This is a genomic window from Paenibacillus sp. NPDC058898 (assembly GCF_049316025.1).
Lineage (GTDB): Bacteria > Bacillota > Bacilli > Paenibacillales > Paenibacillaceae > Paenibacillus_AQ.
The window spans coordinates 237270-254186 of the sequence record NZ_JBMOSM010000005.1 but is presented as its reverse complement, the minus strand read 5'-3'; the positions used below and the strand labels follow the sequence as shown (position 1 = coordinate 254186).

Sequence of the window (16917 nt, the reverse complement as noted above, 5' to 3'; positions counted from 1 at the left end):
TGTTATAAAAAAGAAGTGAAGCTCGCATGGGCTTCACTTCTTTTAGGTTAGAGTCCTTGAGGGAGCGCAGCGTCCGCTTAACTCTCCGGGTCCAACTGCTTCAACGGCTCAATGGCCGGCCCTTCAATCACTTCGCCATTATAACGGTAGCGTGATCCGTGACAAGGGCAATCCCATGAGCGTTCGCCCTCATTCCATTCCACTTCGCAGCCGAGATGGGTACATGTCGTATCCACGAGATGGAGATTCCCCTTATCATCCTTGTAAGCCCCGGCGCGCTGACCGTTATGGCGGACGATGGCGCCTTCGCCTGCCTTCAGCTCGGTAATATCAGCATGGGACATTTCGAACTTGCCGGAAACGAAATCTTTCGCAACCATAGCATTTTGTGCAACAAATGTTTTGATGCTTGGATCTGCGATGAAGCGGGACGGGTTGAAGACGTCGGCGTAACGGTTATCCTTCTCCAAGATTTGATCACAGATGATATTCGCGGCCAATGTTCCTGTTGTCATGCCCCATTTCCGGAAGCCTGTCGCGACAAAGATCCGGTCCTGATTCGATGTGATCGGCCCGATGTAAGGCATGTTGTCCAGAGTAATCAGATCCTGGGCCGACCAGCGATAAGGAATCGCGGAAGCGCCCAGCAGCTTTCCTGCAAACAGCTCCAGGTTTTCGTAATGCTGATGGGTGCAGATGCTGCGGCCCGTCGGATGATTCTCGCCTCCGACGATAACCAAATCCTCACCGCCATAAGAAGCGGACCGCAGGGAACGGGTCGGTTGATCCACGCTTAAATACATCCCGCCCGGATAAGCGGTTTCGGGTTTGACAGCAATGGCATAGGAGCGTCCCACATGCAGCCGCGTGAAGAATAATCCTTTCCCGTCAACGAACGGAAAATGAGATGCGGACACTGCGTGATTGCAAGTAATTCGGTGACCACCCCGTTTGGTCAGCAGCGTGAGCGGTCCATCGGTTTCGGCCTTTTCATCCATGGTCGTATTCTCATAGATCCGCCCTCCGAGCATCAGGAATTGTTCGGTCAGATGCTTAAGATATTGCAGTGGGTGGAATCGATATTGCCCGGGCATCTTAATGGCTCCCCGAATCGGCATAGGCAGAGGAAGGCTATCCTGCCATTCTCCCGGAATGCCGAGCTTTTCATAGGCTTTGATTTCATCCTCCAGCTTCGAGAGATACTTGTCCTCCTGTTGAGCGTAGATATAGGCATCCTCCAGCTTCAGCCCGAATTTCCCTTCGTCTCCGCCAATAATATTCCTGATGAATTCAATCGCTTCCCGATTTCCTTCGTAATAGAGTCTTGTCTTCTCCTCCCCAAAATGATTCATAAATTCATGATAGATCAGCCCATGCTGTGCCGTAACCTTAGCTGTTGTATGACCGGTGGTTCCGTTCAGGATTTGCCCTGCTTCGATCAGCACGACATCCTTGCCTGCCTTGGCAAGCAGATAAGCGGTTGTAATGCCGGTTATGCCGGCTCCAATGATGGCAACATCCGCCTTAATATCTTCGGCTAAGCGCGGGAAAGTGGGCAGTTCGGTTGTCGCTATCCACAGCGACTCCGGAAATTGCGACAGTTCTTGATGCGATGAATTGGATGGGTTCATTCACGATTCCTCCTCAGTTTCTATGGGCGTTGCCCTTAAACTCCGACTCTTGTCTTCATTATTACCACATGGGAATGATTAGAAACTAGGCGATTTCGATTCACAGTCTTCCTAAGTTTTTCTGGATGATTGTAAATAATTTGGGACATTTGTGCAGAACCTAAAGAACAGCGGGAGAACCGGAATTTAGTGAATGAGGGGTGGTATCATGACCAGCGAACAATATCTAAATGCGGAGGAAGCCAGGCAATGTCTGCAAGAACATCTTCGTAATGTCGGGGATATCGAGCAGCGTGAGCTGAAGAATGAAGGTGAGCATGCGTTATTGATTTATCTTAAGAGCATGTGCGACCCTATCATGATTAACGATAATTTGATCAACCGTTTCTATGAGCTGAATTCCTTGGAGTTATACGACCAATTCATCCGATCCTTTCCCTCAAGTGTGGAGCCGAAGGATAAACAGGAATTGCTCCGTAATATATTAAGGGGCTGCGTAGCCATATTCATTCGGGACAGCGTGCTCCTGTTTGACGCCGTATTGGTTAATGCAAGCTTCATCCAACCCGCCAGTACGGAGAACGTCATTCAAGGCCCTGATGATTCGTTTACGGAAAATATCGAGGTGAACCTGAATCTAATTCGCCACCGTTACCAAACCACAAATTTGAAGACGGAATTCATGACCCTTGGCAAAATATCGCAGACTCGAATCATCATTATGTATGATGCATGCAAAGTGGAAGAAACGGTATTACAGGAGCTTAGAAAGCGATTGTCCGAGATCAAGGCGGATATTGTGCAATCGGCCTCTGAAATCGAGAGACATACGATGAATCCTAAATTCCGTCTGTATCCGACGCTCATGCTGACCGAACGCCCTGACCGGACCGTATTAAATATATCTCAAGGAAAGATCGCTGTGTTGATGGATTCCACGGGATATGCCATTTTACTGCCGGCTATATTCAATGATTTCTTTACGGCAATGGATGACAAAATACAGCTTCCTCCGGTGGGCTGGTTTCTCAAGGTCATCCGGTATATCGCATTGTTTGTCACCGTGCTGATACCAAGTTTTTACGTGGCCTTCACCTCTTACAATCCGGAAATATTGAGGATGCAGGTTACGCTGCTTATTGCAGGAAGTCGGGCTACGGTGCCATACCCGTCTTTCTTCGAAGTGATCTTCATGCTGCTGGCGATGGAATTTCTGACAGAGGCGAGTGTCCGGCTGCCAAAAGCGATTGGTCAAACCGCAACCACGGTAGGGGGTCTCATTCTGGGGACTGCTGCTACGGAAGCGGGACTGGTCAGTAACATCATGATCATCTTGGTTTCCGCCGTCGCGATAACGAATTTCGTGATCCCGATTAGTATGATGAGCTTCGGCATACGTGTCACGAAGTATTTATTCATTGTCCTGGCCACCTTCTTCGGCTTGGTTGGCATCGTTCTGGGCATCGTGGCCATGATCATGTACCTTACGAGCCTCAGGTCCTTTGGCAAACCCTACTTGAAGATGTTTGCGATGGATTGGAACAAGAAAGGAGATCAGCGAAGTGGTTAGAAATAAATATTTTTATTACCTCTTCCTGCTCAATGCAACCATCAACCTGATTAATTATGTCCCCCGCGTCTTGATTACGGATCGCTTTGACGGCGCGCTGATGTCGATCCTCGTGTCCATTCCGATTGGCACTCTGCTGCTGTTTACCTTCGTGAAGCTGATTCAGAAATTTCCGGGACAAGGGCTGCCGGAGATTTTCCATTCAGTTATGCCCAAGTGGATATCCGGCATCCTGCTTGTTTTATACGGACTCGGGTGGTATTTCTCCAGCGTCATTACCTTGGTCAGTTTCGTTGATATTACCTCCCGATACATCAGTCCGGATGTATCACCCTATATCGTTCTGATGGGATTTCTGGTGGTTGTGGCACTAAGTGCCAGGCTGGATACCGAGTCCATTATTTATGCCCTGGAGATGATTCTGTACATTACCGTACCCATCATCGCTTATATGTCATGGCGTATCTTCAGCAATCCATATTTCAGTTGGGATGCCGTAAGGCAGATCATTACCTATGCATGGAACATGCCCAATTACGAGACGGTGGCCGCGGCTACCTATATATTTACGGGCTACGTGAACATGGTGGTATTTAATCGGATCTTTCACCGATTCAGAGTGCGGCATATTTGGGCGATTGTGGTGGTTAGTATTCTTACCCTTCTGGTATCGATCTTTGCATCCATCGGCATATTGGGAGCCGCGGGCGCCGGAGGACACGTGTATCCTGCCTTCTCGACGGTGGACTCGCTTCGGATTCGTTATTTCATCATAGAACGGATGATTTATGTCTTCTACGTGGTGTATATGTGCCTCTCCCTCGTGAATTCCATCGTTCATTGGCATGTGGGCAAGGAGTTGATTCTGGGAGGTTTCGGATTAAAGGTCGATAAGGGGGAAGCGATGTCTAAAAGGAGGAAATTCGAATGGTGGGTGCTTCTCCTCTTTTCCCTGATTATCTTCGGCACGTCGTTTATCGTTAATCAATACATATTAAATGATATGGCGATTGTCTTTTTGGACGTCCGGTTCGCTGGGGAATTCCTGCTCATTGCCCTATTATTCTATGCGGTATGGAGGAAAAGGAGGAAGAAGGCATGAAAGACCTGAAACGATGGCTGGTCTGGCTCATGTGCTGCTCTTTTTTATTTGTGTCGGGATGTGATTTTAGGGATATCGATCTCAGACTTTTTGTCGTGTCCATTGGTATTGACGTCTCTGAGAAAAACCCCGATATGAACCGATTTACCTTCAAAATGGCGATTCCTTCAGGAGACCCTAAGATTGGGGATAAGAAGTCTTTCCTTATTACACAAGAATCAACAAGTATTGCGGAAGCGATCAGGGAGGTCAAATCCAAAGTGGATAAGGAACTTGACTTTGGTCATTGCAAGGGGGTCATGTACGGCGAAGCCTATGCTCGAAAAAATATCAGCAAAATCCAGGACTGGACCGTTCGGAGGCGGGATATGCAGCTCTTAATGTATCCAGCCGTCGCCATTCCTTCGGCAGAAGCCGTATTAAAGACGGATCCTCCAACGGAGCGGATTGCCGGGAACGCAATATTTCTGGCGCTCAGCGAGGATGGGACGGAATCTCCCTTCATTACTAGGACATACTCCTTCGATTTGTCCCGCCGAATGTTAGAGGAAGGGGAAGATCCGGTCATGCCCGTTGTGGAAACTACCACTGACAAGATCCTGAATATCGAGAGAGTAGCCTTGATGGATAAGGACAAGGTGAAGGTGATTCTGACGCCGGATGAAACCAGGCTGTTTAACCTGTTGGATCGTCGTAATTTAAGCACGAATTTCGGGACGAAAATGGACGGCAAATTGCTTGAAATCAACACGGATAGAACCCGAGCAAGATACAAGATCGTAACGGATAAACCAGGGGAAGAAACGATTGATTTCAATATTCGGATAACGGCGATTTTGGAAGAGAAAGAGGATCCAACACAACTGAATCAGAAGGGTCTGCATAAGATCGAAGAGCAGTTTAGCAAGGAACTATCCCAAGCGGTGAAAAACTTGCTGGAGAAAATTCAGAAAACGGGCCTGGACCCGCTGGGTTTCGGCCTTCGGTATGGAGGGACGCACTGGAACAATAAGACGGAGATGGAGGAATGGGACGCCATGTATCCCCATGCCAAGTTTAATGTATCGGTCATGGTGAAAATAAAGTCGACCGGTTATAAACGTTAGACAGGGCACATCTGTCTATCGTACAGGAAGATGTTACAATAAAGAATAAGCATCTATCTTGTATGAAGGAGGTTTCACATATGGAATTTAGAAGACTGGGCGGAAGCGGACTGAAGGTTAGCGATATCAGTCTCGGGAGCTGGCTGACGTACGGGGGATATGTGGAACGGGAGAATGCGGTGAAGTCGATTCAGACCGCATATGGACTCGGCGTTAATTTTTTTGATACAGCGAATGTGTATGCCCAGGGAGCGGCTGAAGTGGTTGTCGGGGAAACCTTGAGAGCATTCCCAAGGGAATCCTATGTCCTGGCCACGAAGGTATTCGGCAAGATGGGGGACGGACCCAATGATCAGGGGCTTTCCCGCAAACATATTAGAGAGCAGTGCGATGCGAGTCTGAAGCGGCTGGGTACCGATTATGTCGACATCTATTACTGCCATCGTTATCATGAAGAAACACCGATAGAGGAAACGCTGCGGGCGCTGGATGACCTTGTCCGGCAAGGCAAGGTGCTCTATGTAGGAGTCAGTATGTGGACCGCTGCCCAGATGGAAGCGGCATTGGCCGTGGCGGACCGCTATTTGCTGGATCGCATCGTGGTGAATCAGCCGCTGTACAACATGTTCGAGCGCAAGATCGAGGAAGAGATCATCCCGTTAGGCGAGAAGAAGGGCATTGGTCAAGTGGTCTATTCTCCTCTTGCGCAAGGGCTGCTGACGGGCAAGTACGCCTCCAAGCAAGCCGTGCCGGAGAACAGCCGCGCATCGAAGATTGGAGCCGACCCGCTTAAAATGAGTGAAGACCGCATTCAGAAGGTGCAGGCCCTGGGAGTCGTTGCAAGCGAGCTGGGTATGACCGTCGGCCAATTGGCCTTGGCCTGGATTCTGCGTCAGAACAACGTAGCTAGTGCACTGGTGGGGGCCAGCCGTCCGGAGCAGGTGGAAGAGAATGTGGAGGCTTCCGGTATTAAGCTCTCTTCAGATACGCTGACTGCCATTGAAGAAATACTGAAGGCGGATTCGAATTAAGAAAGAATCAGATCATGGATTTCGGGAGCGGAACATACGCGGTTGCGTCCGCTGTCCTTGGCGCGGTACAGCTCGCGGTCTGCTTGCTGGAGCAGCTCCTTGGCATTTTTCGACCGGATCGTATCGGGATGTACGGCAGCCCCAATCGACACGGTGATCTGGATCTTGGTTCCGTTCTCCAGGACAAAGATATGATCCGCTACGGCGGCCCGGATTCGTTCTGCAATAGCGGCCGTCTCATCAATGGTCGCTTCCGGGACCAGCACCGAGAATTCTTCCCCGCCGTTGCGGGACACTTCATCAAAAGAACGGGAATGCTCCCTCAGCACTTTGCTGAGCTGCTGCAAAACGGCATCTCCGGCCGCATGGCCGTAGGTGTCGTTTATTTTTTTGAAATGATCAATGTCCACGACAAGAACACCCAGCCGTTCGCTGAAATGCTGGGCTTCGAGAAAACGTTCCGACAACAGCTGCTCGAACTGGCGCAAATTGTGAAGACTGGTCAGGTAATCCGTTTCCGCATTTTTCTTCATCTGCAGAAATAGTTGATTGGACGTGTTGATATACTCCGTCAACATGTAGATGACCACCGTGGCGAGGACGGATATGATAAGGTGCTGTGTGAAGACAGTATATACCTTATGGTGGTCCTGGATATTCATCCACATAATGCCTAGGAGCACCAGCATGCTCGATACGCTCATGAGCAGCATTTTGTTTAAACGATTCCAATGGATACGAGATACCGTCCCGCATATGATGCCGATCAGTAGCATGCCGGCTCCCGCAATGGCAGAGGAAGCGGACATGCCGAACAGAATCAATCGCCCGAGCGCAATGAGCACGCCGGCAATCAGGGATGGCAGCCAACCCAAGTAGCTGGCGATCACTACAATGGCCAAATGCCGCAAATCCGCGAAAAACCGGGGGTCAATCGGGAAAGAATAGTACATCAAGATGATCCCGTAAATGCCAAAGAGCAGTCCAGCGTTGATCTTAACGCTGATGGACGGTGTCACAACGCCTGCTACATATTTTTTGGACAGCAGTCCGGACAAGTATAAGAAAGTCACAAATATACAAAAGTTGGTAAATAGTATATTAGTCATGGGGATCATTCCTTTCATGTACCTTGCACAAGGGCGGCAAGGCGATGAAGACATTCACCCCCTATTTTATCGGAAAATGGAATTGTATGTCGAATATTAAATGTTTTATTTTGTTAATTTTCAGGAGTCTCCAAAGGTAGGAGAACTTCAAACATCGTCCGTTCCGTATTACTGGTCACCTGAATCGTGCCGTGATGGGCATCCACGATGGTCTTTACGATAGCCAAGCCAAGTCCGGAGCCGCCGGTTTGATCGGTGCGCGATTCGTCCGCCCGGTAGAACCGCTCGAACAGATAGGGGATCGCATATTGAGGGATCGGGGGGCCGTAATTGATGACCTGTACGACGGCAAACTTCGAATCACTTGATACCTTCAAATCCACCACCCCGGCTTCCCGTCCGTGCCGTACCGCATTGGACAGCAGATTCTCGAAGGTGCGCATCAGTTTATCCCCATCCGAGGAGATCATGATTTTCTCAGTTTTAGGCGTGAAGTTGACCTGTACGCCTTCCTGCTGCCCGGTTAGTGAAAAGTCCACGGCCAATTGTGCGAGCAGCTCCACCAAATTAATGTCAACACGGTTCATCGGGGAGTACCCCATTCGTGTATATTCAAACAAATCGTTCACGAGTCCGCCCAGGCGCAGCGACTTATCATACGCGATATCGGTATAATACCGGAGCTCGACTTCATCCTTGTAATGGTCTTCATTGACCAGCCGCAAGTACCCGATGATGGAGGTGAGGGGGGTGCGCAGATCATGCGATACGTTGCTGATTAGCTCGTTCTTGGATTGGACCGCCATTCGTTCCTCTTCCAGCGATAGCTTGAGCTGCTTGGCCATTTGATTGATGTGCGTTGCCATCTGGCCCAGTTCGTCATTCGAGTTAACGATAATCTCTTCATCCAATTCGCCCTTCGCCAAACGCTGTGTACCCTCCATTAAGTGGTTGATTTGACGAATGGTGCTCTGACTCAGCAGCAATACCATGCAGATAAATAGCACGATGCCGATGATCGTCGGGATGATGGGGAAACCGAAGAAATCCTCCAACGTACGATCAACTCTGAAAAGGGTGTTTACCCAGGGCTCCTTCCAGTATTCCCGGCCGATCAATCGGAAGATCTGCTGCGCGATGAACAGTATGGCCAAGGTCAGGGCTCCGCTGGCAAAGAACAGTGTAATGATCTTCCACTGCAGCTTACGCATGGATTTTGTACCCGACGCCCCATACCGTTTGAATGAGCTTATAACCCAGCTCCCTCTCGAGCTTGTCCCGCAGGTTGCTGATGTGCACCATGACCGTATTATTGGATACGTAATATTTCTCCTTCCAGACCTGCTGGAAGATATCCTCGGCGCTAAAGATTCTCCCCGGTTGGCGGGCAAGCAAATACAGAATCTCGAATTCTCTCGCCGTCAGAGAGATCGCTTTGCCGTTGGCCGTTACTTCATGCGTACTCCGGTTAATGTCGAGCCCATCAATTTCGATCCGCTCGCTGTCCTCCCGATGCAGTTCCGCATTGTACAGAGTGGAGCGCCGCAGCAGTGTTTTGACGCGAGTCGTCAGCTCCAGCGGATTGAACGGTTTGATCATATAGTCATCCGCGCCGGTCATCAGCCCCAGTATTTTATCCATGTCCTCACTCTTGGCGCTCAGCATCAGGATGGGTATGGACGAGGTTTCCCGGATTCTGCGGCAGGTATCAATCCCGTTCAGCTTAGGCATCATGACATCCAGAATCACGAGATCCACCCCCCCGTTATTGCTGGTCATGGCCAGAAGCGCTTCCTCCCCGTCATGGGTCTGGATCACGCGGTAACCCTCATTCTCCAGGTAGATGGAGATCAGCCCGGAAATTTCTTTATCATCATCTACGATTAATATACTTCTCATTAAAATATCCTCCAGTAAATCCGCCTATTGGAAACAATGATTCCTTACGAACAGTGTACCCTAAATTGACCCTATAGAGTGCAGCTTGGCCTTCAAAATCGTGAGTTCTTCTATGACAACTATTAAAAAAGAGCGGATAGGAGATTCGAAAGAATGCCTTGCCGTTCGAATCCGTAATCCATCAGCTTCCGGGTTTCCGTAAAGCGTTGATCGGCATCCCCGGTTCCCATCACGACGGAAATCAGCCGGTTTCCACCACGAGACGCCGTTCCGGTAAAGCAATAACCGGCAGACCGGGTATATCCGGTCTTAAATCCGTCATTACCTTCGTATGAATGTGCCTCCCCAGGGAGCATGAGATTGGTGGTATGCAGGGACAGCTTCTTCTGCGGAACAGGCAAATCGCGCTGGCTGGTTACCTCGAGCAAATCCGGATGTTTGTTAAGCAGCCATCGGGCCAGCATGGCCGAATCCCTGGCCGTCATGACGGTATCGCGTTCGGTGGCCGCTTCGGCAAAGGGAGTGAGGTCAGCGGCAGGCAAACCGGATGCATTGGCAAAGACGGTGCGATCAGAGAGGCCGATTTGTTTCGCCCGGGCATTCATGCTCTCCACGAATCGGGACTCCGACCCGCCGAGATGCTCCGCAATAGCTACGGCCGCATCATTGGCCGAATGGATGATGAGCGCTTCGAACAGCTGCTTCAACGTATAACGTTCGCCTTCATGCATGCCGATGCCTGAACCGGGCACCTCTGCGGCATATCGGCTGACCTGTACATTCTCGTCCCAAGCATGCTGCCCGGAACGAACAGCATCCAGCACCAGCAGTTCGGTCATCATCTTGGACATGCTCGCGGGAGGAAGGGGAAGATCGGCATGCATAGCATAGAGCACACGGCCGGTATCTGCATGAATCAAGATGGCCGAACTGGCTTTGATGGGAGGAGGAATAAACACCCGCGCTATGAACACGGCCATCAGAATGACGCTAAACAATAGCAGGAGCAAGCTTAATCTTGTGCGTCCCTTGCGGGGCTTCGCAGGTTTATGCCGAATCGTGCCGGCTTGCAACCGGGATCGTTCAGGGGATGACGGTACATGACGGGGATGCTTGGCTATGGATTCCATGGCGATCGATCGCCTCCTTTGGCGGGCTATATATGTTTCATCGTTTTATGTATGTTCTAATTCTAACCACACAAGCTAAAGGAATTTTTAATTGAATCTAAAGAAATCTTAAAGATTACCAGCGGAAATTCTGGCACGGGATGTTGACCTTGAAGAGAATAGGATTTATACTTGATCTAAAAATAAATTAAAAGGGTGAATACCTTGAAATCTTTAAATCTGACGACGCAACGCCAAGCGGTGTACGATGTCCTTCGGGAATCGCATGATCATCCGACTGCTGCGGATATCATGAACCGGCTGGTGGAGAAAGGATATAATTTAGCGTACGGAACGGTTTATAATTCCCTGCGTTATTTGACGGATAAGCAGCTGATCCGTGAATTGAAGCTGGGCGAGAGCGCGAGCCGGTACGATGCCCGTATGGACGATCATCAACATATTATTTGTGAAGTATGCGGTAAAGTGGACGAGGTCATGACGGAGGTGCCAGAGGATTGGGCTGCTACGGTAGCCGGTGAAACCAATTACGTCATCCATCATGCTCACGTCGTATTCGGGGGGGTGTGTCCAGAATGTCAAACCAAACGGAAGAAATGACGGAACTGGGAACAGTCTATTCATTTCCTGATTTCCAGTCCGGCAATCTGTATGTTCGTCCGACGACGCCGATTGCGATGGCGATAGGGGATGCTTGTCCCACAACCCTGCGGGCCGCGTTATTAAGCCGGTCTCCCGGACGGGTGAATGAAATGTTTATTACCTTGACCGAGAACTGCTTCGAGGTGATGATGTTCCGCAAATGGGAACCGCGTCTTCAGTCGGCATTGAATACAGGACTGATTATTGCCGATATGACGGGCTGCCGGAATATGGCGGCATTCAACAAGGAGAAGGAACTCCTGCTGCCCGAACATTCCTCTATTCCGATTCTATACCTAGTAGGGGAAGAGTTAATGAGCAAAGCAGGTTCAAGTTTGTTAAACGAAGAGCTTATGGTATGGCCTGCCCGTTCCAAAGATACGATGATGTATCAGGTGCAGCGAACCATTCGATTATTCTCTCCTGCTGCCGGATTGTCGGGTGGAGAAGAGGTCATGCGCGGCCTCATCTATAAAGACTTATCCATTGATCGGGATAAAATGACCATTCACCGGGGCAGCACTCCGATCCATTTGACCAAGACAGAGTATCATTTGCTGATGCTCCTGCTGGACAGCGAAGGAGCCGTCTGCACGCGTGAGGACCTGATGTGCAAAATTTGGGATACGGATTTTATGGGCGGCAGCAATGTGGTTGACGTCCACATCAAAAGCTTGCGTAAAAAGCTGAGCGACAACGCGGGAGCCCCGCGCTATATTGCAACGGTTAGAGGAGTGGGATACCGCCTGGCGGACTAATCCCCCTCCCTTTTTTTGTTCATTTTGCGGTACTCAAAATGAATTCATCCGACCTTCATATAACGATCATAGAAGGGTCATATAACACTCATGCGACAATCATGATCCAATGGATTCTCCAGTGATACAATCAATTCATAAATTTAGATTCAGTCTAAAATCAATTATAGAAATGATGGAGGGTTCATATATGGATAGAATGACAACCAATCAAGGGGCTCCAGTCGGAGATAACCAAAACTCCAAAACGGCCGGACGCCGCGGACCGACGCTGCTTGAGGATTATCATCTGATCGAAAAAATCGCCCACTTCGACCGTGAACGAATTCCGGAGCGCGTCGTTCATGCCCGCGGGGCAGGAGCACACGGCACATTTGTTGTGGAGAGTGACATGAAGCCTTATACAAAAGCGGCATTTCTGCAGGAAATTGGTCAGGAAACTCCTGTGTTCGTTCGCTTCTCCACGGTTATTCATGGAACAGGGTCACCCGAAACGGCACGCGACCCGCGCGGATTTGCCGTGAAGTTCTATACTGAGGAAGGCAACTATGACATTGTAGGGAATCATATTCCGGTCTTCTTTATTCGCGACGCGATCAAATTCCCTGATATGGTGCATTCTTTGAAACCTTCGCCGGAGACCAACATCCAGGAACCCGGCCGCTACTGGGACTTCATGACGCTGTCCCCGGAATCCACGCAAATGATGACCTGGGTGTTCTCGGATCATGGCACACCAGCGAGCTATCGCGAAATGGATGGCTTCAGTGTCCACGCCTTCAAGTGGGTGAATAGCGAAGGCAAAGTGACTTACATTAAATACAAATGGGAATCCGTGCAAGGCGTGAAAACGCTGAATGCAGACGAAGTGGTCGAAGTGCAGGGCAAGGACTTCAATCACGCCACCCGTGATCTTCATGAGCACATTGCAAACGGGAATTTCCCGAAATGGCGCCTGCAGGTACAGCTGATGTCCCCGGAAGAGATGGATGAATTGTCCTTTGATCCGCTGGATGCTACAAAGACCTGGCCGGAGGATCGCTTCCCGTTCGTAACGGTCGGCACCATGACCTTGAATCGCAACCCGCAGAACTTCTTCGCCGAAGTTGAGCAGGTCGCTTTCTCCCCAAGTGCATTGGTGCCTGGCATCGAGCCGTCGGAGGATAAACTGCTGCAAGGCCGGCTATTCTCTTACCCGGATACGCAGCGTCATCGACTGGGTGCAAATTATTTGCAGATCCCGATTAACTGCCCGTATGCTCCTGTGCGTAATCATCAACGTGATGGCTTGATGAACGTGAATCAAGATCCGTCGCCGGTAAACTATGAGCCGAACAGCTATACAACAGGTCCTGTGGAAGACCCTACTGTAAATGAAAGCGAAGCACCGCTCATCGGGCATGTCGTTCGCCAGCGTATTGAAAAAACAGATGATTTCACCCAAGCCGGAGAATTGTACCGTTCGTTTACGGAACAGGAGAAGGATCATTTGATCCGCAATCTGGTTGATGACCTCAGTCAGGTCAAATCTGATATCCAGCTCCGTGCCGTATGCAATTTCTACCGTGCGGACGCCGAATATGGTGCAAGACTCGCTGCCGGACTTGGCGTAGACCTGAGCGGCTTCATACCTTCCAATCAGCCGAAGTAACGTAGTTTGAACTTATAAGAGCCAGCCATCTTTGTTTTTCGCTGTGCAGGATGGATGGCCTTTATATAGAGGTGGTCTTTGACCGCCGCCAAGAGGGGTACCCGTATAACATGGGTACCCCTCTTTTAGTGGAAATAATTACCTATATATACTACATAATGAATGGTCTTAGAGATGCCGATAAGTTGAAAGGAGTATTTTTTTATAGAAGACAGGTGAGATTCACTGCAGTTTAGAAAGGAAAGAAACCCATGAAGAAAAAAAGAGCTAATCGTATTAGAAGAAACCTGATTCTCACATTTCTGCTCGTGCTTCTTGTGCCCAGCTGCGCTATCGGTATTATCACTTACCGTGACGCCAAGGGAACTGTCGAGGAAGAAATTCTGCGCAGTGCATCGCTGAGCGTCGAGACGGCGAATGAGATCATTAATCACACGCTGCAATCCAAGTTCGATGACCTGAATTATTTAAGCACAACGATGAAGTCCACTGAAATCGACAAGGAACTCGAAGCGAAAGCGGGTTCAACTATCAATGCACTGAATCAGTACCTGGGACTTCATCCGGAGACGGTGGACGTATTTATCGGTACGGCACAGGCTGGCATTATCAAGGCATCAGGGGAAAAGCTGCCGCCGGGCTATGATCCTAGACAAACGGAATGGTTCCAGCAGGCAATGAATGCATCGGGCCAACCGATTATTACAGCCCCCTATACTTCGAACACGGGCTCCTTGATTGTAGTAACGCTAGCTCAGATGCTGCCTGACGGCAAAGGTGTCGTGGGCATTGACCTCAACCTTCATAGCATCCGGAGTCTGGTCCAAGTGCAGGTAGGTAAAGAAGGCTATACGATGGTGCTGGATCAAAATCACAAATATCTGTTTCACCCCGATTATGACGCAGGGACGGACGCGTTGGCTAAGGAAGCTTGGGTCTCCAAGATGTATGAGCAGCCAACCGGTCATTTTCACTATGATCATGACGGCATCGAGCAACAATTGAACTACATTACGAATGAACGAACCGGATGGAAAATTGCCGGGACCATGTTTGTTAAGGAGGTTGACGACTCCGTTAATGGCATCCGCCAAACGATGATTGTGGTTATGAGCGTTTCGCTGCTAGCCGCCTTAATCATGGTGACTTGGAATGTAAGCTCTGTGATCAAACCGATCCGCCGTATGCGCCAAGCGACGGAAGTCATTAGCGAGGGGGATCTGACGCTTCGCATGCATGGTTTCAAGCGTGACGAGATTGGCGAGTTGGCCGATCACTTTCAGCAGATGGTGGATAGTCTCAGGGACATGGTTCACGGAGTCAAAGCCATGACGGAGAATGTTTCCGCATCTTCAGAGCAATTGTCCGCAAGCGCCCTGCAAAATACAAGCGCCGTCGAGCATGTTACGTCTTCCATTCAGGAGGTTGCCGCCGGCAGTGAACGTCAGTTGAACGCCGCGGAGGAGATTCTGAAGGGTATTCTTCAAGTATCCCGGCATGCTGATGACATTGCGGATGTGTTGGAGAAGGTTACTGCAGCCATGAACCAGACGGAGGAATTGGCCCAAGAAGGGAACCAGACGGTGATTACCGCAGCAGCGACGATGCAGGATATTGATCATGCGATGAATGATCTGAATGGGGTTATCCATCAGCTGTCTGAGCGGACCGAGGAGATCGGCGGTATCGCTTCCGCCATTACCGACATTGCCAAGGAGACGAGTTTATTATCGCTGAACGCCTCTATCGAAGCTGCGAGAGCCGGGGAGCAGGGCAAAGGATTTGCGGTTGTAGCCGCGGAAATCCGTAAGCTTGCTCAAAGGTCGGAAAGCTCAGCGGATTACATATCGGGGCTGATTACAGGAATACTGGCAGAAGTGGAACGAACCATGGAAATGACGGAAGCCGCCAGGCAGAAGGTATCGGACGGCGTTGACGCAGCGGATCTGACCGGACGCTCCTTCTCCCGTATCAAAAAGGCAGTGAACACGGTGTCCGGCCAGGTAAGAACCACTTCGAAATCGGCTAAGGAATTGGCTCAAGATACAGCTTCCACGAAAAAGTCCGTTGAAGATATCCGTGGGGTGTCGGAGCAAACGTCAAGCCAGACCCAGACCATATCGGCAGCCTCTCAGGAACAGCTTGCTTCCATGGAAGAGGTCAGCGCATCTGCTGCGGATTTAAGCCGTTTAGCTGAAGAACTGCAGGAGATGGTGAAACGCTTTAAGATTTAAGAGATTCAAGGGCGCTGTAATATGCCCCGAATATTTCGTGTTGAAGCAGTAAAGGAGCTTATATTCCTTTGCTGCTTTTTTGTTTGTGGCAGGAAAGGGGGGCTTTATGAAAGAATAAGACCAAAGTGGCTTTATCTCTAGGAGCGGGGCCTTTATACTGGAGTCAACTGCTTAAGCTGTAAGACTGACGGATGCACAAGCTAGAAAATGATGAGAGTGGGGCATATAACATGGCACAGCATATGAAAGATCGGATCGTCGCTTTAGCTGGCCCGCGCAAGGCAGCAGACATGGCCAAGCTGGTGGAGAAGATGGGTGGCACCGCGCTGCTTCGTCCGGCCCAGGGAACCGTATTTTTGGATGATGAAGTACTGCGCCGTTCGATCGAAGCTTGGCTCAAGGCGCCTGCACCGTGGGCGATATTTACGACGGGAATCGGCCTGGAGGCCATTTATGATACAGCAGAACAGATGGGCCTTTTGGATACATTGAATGAAACGCTGCAGAGCACCTCGATTGCGGCAAGAGGGTACAAAACGGCCAATGCGCTGAAAAAGCGCGGGCTGGCACCGGTCGTCAGAGATGATGACGGCAGTACGTTGGGGCTGATCCGGTCTTTGGAGCCGCATGACCTATCGGACAAGCGTGTCATTCTTCAACTGCATGGCGAGTCTGCTCCGAAGCTGGTGGATTGGCTGGAAAGTCGTGAGGCGGCAGTAGAGCAGATCCTGCCTTATAAGCACATTCCGCCGCTGGAGGAGGATGTTTCGCAACTCGTTGACGAAATCGTGGGCGGCAAGGTTCACGCGGTTGCTTTTACAAGCGCGCCCCAGTTTCGTTTTCTTGCGGATTATGCACGTGCCCATGGCAAGCTGGAGGCTGTGCTAGAGGCGTTCCGCGGACCGGTCGTGGCAGCGGCTGTCGGCAAGGTTACGGCCCAGGGGCTTCGTGAGGAAGGCATTGAACGCATGGTGGTTCCCGAGGAAGAGCGAATGGGCAGCATGATGGTGGCGCTTGGCCGCTACTTTGCTCAAAACCAAGAATAATGTCATGA

The 16917-nt window shown here is 50.1% G+C and carries 14 protein-coding genes; 9 read left to right on the top strand and 5 right to left on the bottom strand.

Annotation, left to right across the window (positions count from 1 at the left end):
- Nucleotides 1–77 precede the first annotated feature (77 nt).
- The gene (locus ACOZB4_RS16005) at nt 78–1631 is read right to left on the bottom strand and encodes an FAD-dependent oxidoreductase (RefSeq protein ID WP_379409950.1); all 1554 of its coding nucleotides are present in this window, start codon (nt 1629–1631) and stop codon (nt 78–80) included.
- Between the two features lie 208 nt (nt 1632–1839).
- On the opposite strand from ACOZB4_RS16005, the gene ACOZB4_RS16000 reads away from it, so the two are divergent.
- The 4 genes from ACOZB4_RS16000 to ACOZB4_RS15985 all read left to right on the top strand — a co-directional run bounded on the left by ACOZB4_RS16000 (nt 1840) and on the right by ACOZB4_RS15985 (nt 6440).
- Entirely contained in the window at nt 1840–3201 is a 1362-nt protein-coding gene (locus tag ACOZB4_RS16000) for a spore germination protein (RefSeq protein WP_379409947.1), read from the top strand.
- Entirely contained in the window at nt 3194–4303 is a 1110-nt protein-coding gene (locus ACOZB4_RS15995; RefSeq protein ID WP_379409943.1) for a GerAB/ArcD/ProY family transporter, read from the top strand. The genes ACOZB4_RS16000 and ACOZB4_RS15995 overlap by 8 nt, the downstream gene beginning before the upstream one ends.
- A complete protein-coding gene (locus ACOZB4_RS15990) occupies nt 4300–5409 on the top strand; it encodes a Ger(x)C family spore germination protein (RefSeq protein WP_379409940.1) in 1110 nt (369 codons plus the stop codon). Before ACOZB4_RS15995 ends, ACOZB4_RS15990 begins: the two co-directional genes overlap by 4 nt.
- 80 nt (nt 5410–5489) lie before the next feature.
- The gene (locus tag ACOZB4_RS15985; protein ID WP_379409936.1) at nt 5490–6440 is read left to right on the top strand and encodes an aldo/keto reductase family protein; all 951 of its coding nucleotides are present in this window, start codon (nt 5490–5492) and stop codon (nt 6438–6440) included.
- On the opposite strand, the gene ACOZB4_RS15980 is transcribed toward ACOZB4_RS15985, so the two are convergent.
- From ACOZB4_RS15980 to ACOZB4_RS15965, 4 genes are all read right to left on the bottom strand, one after another.
- Nucleotides 6437–7549 (bottom strand): GGDEF domain-containing protein, encoded by a 1113-nt coding sequence (locus tag ACOZB4_RS15980; protein WP_379409933.1) that lies wholly within the window; start codon nt 7547–7549, stop codon nt 6437–6439. The genes ACOZB4_RS15985 and ACOZB4_RS15980 overlap by 4 nt on opposite strands.
- Nucleotides 7550–7662: 113 nt before the next feature.
- Nucleotides 7663–8760 carry a sensor histidine kinase gene (locus tag ACOZB4_RS15975; protein ID WP_379409931.1) on the bottom strand — a complete coding sequence of 366 codons (1098 nt, stop codon included), beginning with the start codon at nt 8758–8760 and terminating at the stop codon, nt 7663–7665.
- On the bottom strand, nt 8753–9448 hold the full coding sequence (locus tag ACOZB4_RS15970) for a response regulator transcription factor (protein WP_379409928.1): 696 nt from the start codon (nt 9446–9448) through the stop codon (nt 8753–8755). The genes ACOZB4_RS15975 and ACOZB4_RS15970 overlap by 8 nt, the downstream gene beginning before the upstream one ends.
- 122 nt (nt 9449–9570) lie before the next feature.
- The gene (locus ACOZB4_RS15965) at nt 9571–10578 is read right to left on the bottom strand and encodes a D-alanyl-D-alanine carboxypeptidase family protein (protein WP_379409925.1); all 1008 of its coding nucleotides are present in this window, start codon (nt 10576–10578) and stop codon (nt 9571–9573) included.
- A 204-nt stretch (nt 10579–10782) separates the two neighbouring features.
- On the opposite strand from ACOZB4_RS15965, the gene ACOZB4_RS15960 reads away from it, so the two are divergent.
- The 5 genes from ACOZB4_RS15960 (at nt 10783) to ACOZB4_RS15940 (ending at nt 16909) form a co-directional block, all read left to right on the top strand.
- Nucleotides 10783–11178, top strand: coding sequence for a Fur family transcriptional regulator (locus ACOZB4_RS15960; RefSeq protein WP_076323915.1), 396 nt, complete (start codon nt 10783–10785; stop codon nt 11176–11178).
- Entirely contained in the window at nt 11154–11978 is an 825-nt protein-coding gene (locus ACOZB4_RS15955; protein WP_339268592.1) for a winged helix family transcriptional regulator, read from the top strand. Before ACOZB4_RS15960 ends, ACOZB4_RS15955 begins: the two co-directional genes overlap by 25 nt.
- Before the next feature lie 190 nt (nt 11979–12168).
- Entirely contained in the window at nt 12169–13629 is a 1461-nt protein-coding gene (locus tag ACOZB4_RS15950; protein ID WP_379409912.1) for a catalase, read from the top strand.
- Between the two features lie 251 nt (nt 13630–13880).
- Nucleotides 13881–15863 carry a methyl-accepting chemotaxis protein gene (locus tag ACOZB4_RS15945; protein WP_379409910.1) on the top strand — a complete coding sequence of 661 codons (1983 nt, stop codon included), beginning with the start codon at nt 13881–13883 and terminating at the stop codon, nt 15861–15863.
- A 230-nt stretch (nt 15864–16093) separates the two neighbouring features.
- Nucleotides 16094–16909 (top strand): uroporphyrinogen-III synthase, encoded by an 816-nt coding sequence (locus ACOZB4_RS15940; protein WP_379409907.1) that lies wholly within the window; start codon nt 16094–16096, stop codon nt 16907–16909.
- Nucleotides 16910–16917: the final 8 nt, after the last annotated feature.

Coding starts and splice junctions, on each gene's coding strand:
- ACOZB4_RS16005 (WP_379409950.1), bottom strand. CDS start 1,631: ATGAACCCATCCAATTCATCGCATCAAGAACTGTCGCAATTTCCGGAG.
- ACOZB4_RS15980 (WP_379409933.1), bottom strand. CDS start 7,549: ATGACTAATATACTATTTACCAACTTTTGTATATTTGTGACTTTCTTA.
- ACOZB4_RS15950 (WP_379409912.1), top strand. CDS start 12,169: ATGGATAGAATGACAACCAATCAAGGGGCTCCAGTCGGAGATAACCAA.
- ACOZB4_RS15945 (WP_379409910.1), top strand. CDS start 13,881: ATGAAGAAAAAAAGAGCTAATCGTATTAGAAGAAACCTGATTCTCACA.
- ACOZB4_RS15990 (WP_379409940.1), top strand. CDS start 4,300: ATGAAAGACCTGAAACGATGGCTGGTCTGGCTCATGTGCTGCTCTTTT.
- ACOZB4_RS15940 (WP_379409907.1), top strand. CDS start 16,094: ATGGCACAGCATATGAAAGATCGGATCGTCGCTTTAGCTGGCCCGCGC.
- ACOZB4_RS15975 (WP_379409931.1), bottom strand. CDS start 8,760: ATGCGTAAGCTGCAGTGGAAGATCATTACACTGTTCTTTGCCAGCGGA.
- ACOZB4_RS15985 (WP_379409936.1), top strand. CDS start 5,490: ATGGAATTTAGAAGACTGGGCGGAAGCGGACTGAAGGTTAGCGATATC.
- ACOZB4_RS15955 (WP_339268592.1), top strand. CDS start 11,154: ATGTCAAACCAAACGGAAGAAATGACGGAACTGGGAACAGTCTATTCA.
- ACOZB4_RS15970 (WP_379409928.1), bottom strand. CDS start 9,448: ATGAGAAGTATATTAATCGTAGATGATGATAAAGAAATTTCCGGGCTG.
- ACOZB4_RS16000 (WP_379409947.1), top strand. CDS start 1,840: ATGACCAGCGAACAATATCTAAATGCGGAGGAAGCCAGGCAATGTCTG.
- ACOZB4_RS15965 (WP_379409925.1), bottom strand. CDS start 10,578: ATGGAATCCATAGCCAAGCATCCCCGTCATGTACCGTCATCCCCTGAA.